We start from the raw sequence: 4,853 nt of genomic DNA on the forward strand, positions 1-4,853 counted from the left end.
TAATTAATATGAGTTATTTATTAATTATAACTATTTTAAACATTTATTTTTTATAAAAAATATGTATTAATGACTTACAAATATTTTAATTTATTTTAATTAGATATCTATTTTTACAAAAAATAATTATTGCACAGCCAATTAGTGAAATTATTAATATTTCACATGTCCATTTCTAATTCATTTCATTTATCATAGATATAACGAAACAAAAGTAATATAATAACATGAATTATTATTATTTTTCATATTTTTTATTAATTTCAAATTTCTATATTCTTAAATTACGTTCCTATGTTCTTGTTTTGTAATTTTAACTATTTTCAGATTGTTTTTAATATCTGTAATTTTATAATTAATTTCTATATTAATGGAAATACATAACTTTTTATTAATTAAGATTCTAATACTAAATTATAAAGTAATATTTTATAATGTTTAGTTAATGGACTTATCCTTTATTTAGATTATAGATTAAATTAAGACTTTAATCTATTTTTGGTTCATATTCTTTATTAAATTCAAAATTTATTAATTATCTATTAATCGTTTTGTTTTAAAATTGAAACTTTATTAAATTAACATTTTATTATAATTAATCATGATTATTAATTAATAAAAACAGTTCTGTATGGATTTAGAATAATATTGTCATGATTTAATGGAGGAAGTTTATGCAAGATATAAAAGAAGTTTTAGAAATGTATTCTAATAGTATCTATAGTGAAATTAAATCAGCACTTTCTACTATTAGTCCAGATGAACTTAAAGAGGCTTCGATTCATTTAACTGATGCTGGAGGTAAAATGCTTAGACCAACACTAACAATTTTATCTTGTAAAGCAGTTGGTGGAGATGAGTCTGATGCTATTAAATCAGCAGCAGCTATTGAGCTTATTCACACATTTTCCTTAATTCATGATGATATTATGGATAAAGATGATATTAGGAGAGGTAAACCTGCAGTTCATAAGGTATGGGGTGAACCTGTAGCTATTTTAGCAGGAGATACTTTATTTTCAAAGGCATTCCAATTGGTTATAAATGCTAAAAGTGATGTGGGTTCTAGCCAATATGCGAATGATACATTAGCAACAGTGGCTGATGCATGCGTTAAGATTTGTGAAGGTCAAGCATGGGATATGGGCTTTGAAGGAAACTTTGAAGTCAAGGAAGAAGAATATTTAGACATGATATTTAAAAAAACTGCTGCACTGCTTGCTACTGCTACTAAAGCTGGAGCTATTATGGGTAAAGGTTCAGAAGAAGAAATAGCTATGATGTATGATTATGGTCGTTTTATTGGTCTTGCTTTCCAAATCAGGGATGATTATCTTGATCTTGTTAGTGATGAAGAGTCACTAGGTAAACCTGTTGGTAGTGATATTGTTGAAGGTAAGATGACTTTAATTGTAGTTAATGCACTTGAGAAAGCATCTGCAGATGATAAAAATAAATTAATAGCTATTTTAGAAAATGATAATTCTAGTCCAAGTGATGTAGATACTGCATTAAATATATTTGAAAAATATGGGTCTCTTGAATATTCTAACAATCTTGCAAAAGAATATGTTAACAATGCTAAGGAACTATTAGATTTATTGCCTGACTCTGACTATAAAAATGCACTTAAGTTAATAGCAGATTATGTTCTTGATAGGAAAAAATAATTTTCAAAGTTTAGTACATACTTTAAAATTAAATAATTTAAACTTAAAGTTATAATATATTTTATAAATTATTTTGTCATTTATTGTTGATGACATTATTTTTTTAGATTTATTAGTAATTATTTTATAAATTATTTTGTCATTTGTTGTTGATGACATTATTTTTTTAGATTTATTAGTAATTATTTTATAAATTATTTTGTCATTTATTGTTGATGACATTATTTTTTTTTATTGTATTTTTATAAGTTATATATTTGTTTTTAAGTTAATATATTTAATTTTAATTAATTTTATTTTAATTAATTTTATTTTAATCTTTTTATGTGATTTTATGAGTGATTTAGAAAAAATAGTTTATAAACATGGACTTATTAATGCTGTTAAACATAAAGGGCAAGCTAATCTTGGAGCAGTTATAGGTTCTATTATGAGTAGTGAAGCTGAGCTTCGTAAGAATGCTAAAGAAGTTAGTGCATTAGCAGGACGTATTGTTGCTGAGATTAATGGAATGTCTCATGCAGAACAAGAGGATGAGATAGTTAAAAGAGGAATAGAAGTAGTTGAGGGTAAAAAACAGGAAAAAGAAAAAGGATTAGTTGGATTACCTGGTGAAACTGGGAATGTGGTGATGAGATTTGCACCAAATCCAAGTGGTCCTCTTCATATTGGGCATGCAAGAGCAGCAGTTCCAAATGGGGAATATGTAAAGCGGTATGATGGTAAGTTGATTCTTAGAATTGAAGACACCGATCCTAAAAGAATTTATCCTCCAGCTTATGATATGGTTAAAGAAGATTTGAAATGGTTAGGTATTGTTCCTGATGAAGTTTATCTTCAAAGTGATAGGTTTCCTATTTACTATGAATATGCAGAGAAATTAATTCAAATTAATGGTGCATATATGTGTACATGTAAAGGAGAGGAATTTAAACATCTTAAAGATGAGTCTATTCCATGTCCATGCAGATCCAATTCTGTTGAAGAAAATCTAAAGCTTTGGAATGACTTTAATCAAATGGATGCTGGAGAAGCAGTTCTTCGAGTTAAAACAGATATTAAACATAAAAACCCTGCTATTCGTGATTGGGTAGCTATGCGTATTGTAGAAGAACCTCATCCAAGATTAGGGGACAAATACAGGATATATCCAATGATGAATTTTTCAGTAGCTATTGATGATCATTTAATGAATATGACACATGTTTTAAGAGGTAAAGATCACCTTGCAAACAGTGAAAAGCAAAAATATCTTTATGGGCATTTTGGATGGGATGTTCCAGAGTTTATCCATTATGGTAGACTTAAAATGGAGGATATTTCACTTAGTACCTCAAGAGCTTTAGCAGGAATAGGGGAAGGTGAATATAGTGGATGGGATGATCCAAGACTTGGAACCCTAAGAGCTATTGCAAAACGAGGAATTCAAAGCAAAGTTATTCATGATTTGATGATTGAAATAGGAATTAAAATGTCAGATTCGGCTATTAGCTGGAAAAAAATCTATGGTTTAAATCGTAATATTTTAGAGGAGAAAGCTAACAGGTATTTCTTTGTTGAAAATCCTAAAAAAATAGAAATTAATAATATTGCTGATTTGTTTGATAATTCTGAATATAATGATTCTTTAATTATTAAAAGACCACTTCATCCTGACTTTTTAGATAGGGGGGATCGTACATTAATATTTACAGGTGGAGTGTATCTAAGTGAAAAAGATGTTCAAAATGGATTTATTCGTTTGATGGATGCAGTTAATATTAATATAGTTGAAGGTATTGCTCAATTTGATAGTAAATCTTTTGAAAAAGCAAGAGAAAATAAAGCAAGGATAATACAATGGGTTTCATCTGTAGACTATGTAAAAGCAGATGTTGTATTAGATGATAACTCTATAGTAAGTGGATATTGTGAAGCTGATTGTAAACAATTAAAAGTAGGAGATATTGTTCAATTTGAAAGATTTGGATTTGGAAGATTAGATAAAATAGAAGATGATAAATTAATCTTCTATTTTGCACATAAATAATCTTTTATTTTCTATTTATATAACTTTTTTTATTTTAATAAATGATTTATAGTAATAAATACAGTTTTAGAGGTATATTAACAATTAACAATTTATAAAATTTTTTTGACATCAGTTAGATTTATCCATACATTTTTTGATCTATATACTACTTTTAGATTGTCATGTTTAATATCTAAAACTTCACTAGAGTAGTTTTCGTTATTATAAAAAAAGATTATATCCTCACCAATTTTAATTTTATAGCTATTTACAGCAGTTTCTCTTTTTTCACCTTTAACTACTGAATTTACTTTTTGCTTTGTTTCTTTGTGGGTTTGAATCTTTGTGAGATGTTCTAATTCCATATCTTTGATTTGATCTTTAAATGTGAATTGTTGTTTTGTTTCATTATATATTAATTCTCCAACATCCATTTCCACACTATTATTGGTGGAGTTTCTAATATAATTTATAGATGTTTCAGCTGTTGCAGTTTCTCCATTATCAGAGATAGAATTGAAGTAATTGTTTTCTGATGAGTCATTTTCACCACAGAATAAATTATTATTTTCTATTCTACAATTAATTGGATGAATATCAGTATTATGCTTAAACATCTCTTCATTAGTGTTTTTTGTAGAGGGTTTAGGTAAGTTAGCAGCTAGGTTGTTGTAGTATATATGGCTGTTTTTATTTCTATTAATTGATTTTTCATTTTGCACATAGTAACCTCTTTTCAGTGTTTCTTTATGGTGTTGGTCCATGGAGATTGATATGATTTACTAAATACTTTCGGCTCTAAATTCCTTTTTTCAGGAAGTGGTTCTGTCCAGGAATTACTAACAAAAGGAAACTCTTTTTCAGAAATGTCGCCTTTATGATTAGTGGCATTGTTGTCATTCTTTTTTTGTTTTTCTAAATGTTCTCTAATTAATAAAATGGATATTGTTATTATAGCTATAATTAGAATGAAGAATATTAATTCTAGTAATTGGAGGTTAGTCATGTTATCATCTTTTATTAATCTTTTTGTCCTTAATTATTAATTTTATATTAATTCTGATTTATAATTTTATTAGTATATTGAGTTATTTCTATATATTACTTTCGATATTACATTTTTAGTAATGTTTTTTTAAAAATATTTAAATTCAATAGGTATTATATACTAA

At 26.8% G+C, this 4,853-nt stretch carries 4 protein-coding genes; 2 read left to right on the forward strand and 2 right to left on the reverse strand.

Translation table 11 applies throughout. The features are described from left to right. Positions 1–674 precede the first annotated feature (674 nt). Both idsA and MBFIL_RS02630 read left to right on the forward strand, forming a co-directional pair. Complete coding sequence (gene idsA, locus MBFIL_RS02620) at positions 675–1,670, forward strand: short chain isoprenyl diphosphate synthase IdsA (RefSeq protein ID WP_066971215.1); 996 nt, start codon at positions 675–677, stop codon at positions 1,668–1,670. Positions 1,671–2,004: 334 nt separating this feature from the next. Continuing rightward, positions 2,005–3,699 carry a glutamate--tRNA ligase gene (locus MBFIL_RS02630; protein ID WP_066971219.1) on the forward strand — a complete coding sequence of 565 codons (1,695 nt, stop codon included), beginning with the start codon at positions 2,005–2,007 and terminating at the stop codon, positions 3,697–3,699. Positions 3,700–3,791: 92 nt separating this feature from the next. Here MBFIL_RS02630 and MBFIL_RS02635 read toward each other — a convergent pair whose 3' ends face one another. Continuing rightward, a complete protein-coding gene (locus MBFIL_RS02635) occupies positions 3,792–4,403 on the reverse strand; it encodes a hypothetical protein (RefSeq protein WP_066971221.1) in 612 nt (203 codons plus the stop codon). A gap of 14 nt (positions 4,404–4,417) precedes the next feature. Beyond that, positions 4,418–4,687 (reverse strand): hypothetical protein, encoded by a 270-nt coding sequence (locus MBFIL_RS02640; protein WP_066971223.1) that lies wholly within the window; start codon positions 4,685–4,687, stop codon positions 4,418–4,420. Positions 4,688–4,853: the final 166 nt, after the last annotated feature.

The organism is Methanobrevibacter filiformis, assembly GCF_001639265.1.
In the GTDB taxonomy this organism is placed as follows: domain Archaea; phylum Methanobacteriota; class Methanobacteria; order Methanobacteriales; family Methanobacteriaceae; genus Methanacia; species Methanacia filiformis.